Source organism: Caballeronia sp. M23-90 (genome assembly GCF_053574605.1).
On the sequence record NZ_JBSIPA010000860.1, the window covers coordinates 1 to 1,133 of the forward strand.

Genomic DNA, 1,133 nt, shown 5'->3' on the forward strand with positions numbered 1-1,133 from the left:
TCAACGCGCCGCCATGCACGCGCTGCAATAGTCCCTCGCCGGCCAGTTCGCGCAGGTCGCGCCGCACGGTGTCCTCGGATACATCGAAGGTCTCGCTGAGTTGCTTCGCGAGCACCTGGCCGTCGCGCGCCAGCGCATCGAGGATCGCTTTCTTTCGTTGGGACGTCAGCATGGTTGAAAACTCATTTGCACGAAATATCTTGATATTGCACGAATTTGCACGATACCATGAATGCTCCTTTTTCGCGATACCGGAGCAAAACCGATGGTCACTACAAAAGACAGAGTCCGCATCATCGATACGACCGTCCTCTCAAATGACTGGTACATCCTGAAGAAAACCACCTTCGACTTCCTGCGCAGCGATGGCGTCTGGCAGCGTCAAAGCCGCGAGACCTATGACCGCGGCAACGGTGCGACCATCCTTCTCTTCAACCGCGAACGGCAGACAGTCGTGCTGACGCGGCAATTCCGCCTGCCTGCGTTCGTGAACGGGCACGACGGCATGATGATCGAAGCCGCCGCCGGTCTGCTCGATAACGCCTCGCCCGAAGAACGCATTCGCGCGGAAGCGGAAGAGGAAACGGGGTACCGCGTGCAGAACGTCGAGAAGGTATTCGAGGCGTATATGAGCCCCGGATCGGTGACTGAGAAGCTGCACTTTTTCATTGCTGAATACGATGCGTCCTCGCGCGTCGGTCACGGCGGCGGTGTGGAGGCTGAAGGGGAGGATCTCGAGGTGATCGAATGGCCGCTTCAGGACGCGCTCGATGCGGTGCGGCGTGGTGAGATCGTCGATGCGAAAACGATCATGTTGCTGCAGTTCGTGGCGTTGAATCGCGTGTTGTGAGTTAGCGTTTTCCGCTAATCACGATGGCAAACCGCCCACACTTGGCAGGAAAACACCCAGCATTTAACGGCACCATAACGGCTTCGGACACTGAGGCTGATCATGGTTTCGCTGCAACTATTAATGGTGTTTGTCGGCGCGCTTGCGGTGGTGTATGCGTTGCCCGGACCCGATATGGCGATCGTCTTGCAGATGAGCGCATCGCGCGGGCTGAGACACGGTCTATCGACGGCTGCCGGCCTCGCAGTTGCGCGCACGCTTCACGTCACCTTGTCGGCGCTGA

At 58.3% G+C, this 1,133-nt stretch carries 3 protein-coding genes; 2 read left to right on the top strand and 1 reads right to left on the bottom strand.

Annotation, left to right across the window (positions count from 1 at the left end; translation table 11 throughout):
* A partial coding sequence (locus tag ACRXB1_RS36505; protein WP_449494836.1) for a DeoR family transcriptional regulator occupies nt 1-172 on the bottom strand: 172 nt, incomplete at its 3' end.
* Between the two features lie 93 nt (nt 173-265).
* On the opposite strand from ACRXB1_RS36505, the gene ACRXB1_RS36510 reads away from it, so the two are divergent.
* Together ACRXB1_RS36510 and ACRXB1_RS36515 are read left to right on the top strand one after the other, a co-directional pair.
* Nucleotides 266-850, top strand: coding sequence for an NUDIX domain-containing protein (locus ACRXB1_RS36510; RefSeq protein ID WP_075360340.1), 585 nt, complete (start codon nt 266-268; stop codon nt 848-850).
* Between the two features lie 102 nt (nt 851-952).
* On the top strand, nt 953-1,133 hold a 181-nt coding region (locus ACRXB1_RS36515; RefSeq protein ID WP_449494835.1), incomplete at its 3' end, for a LysE family transporter.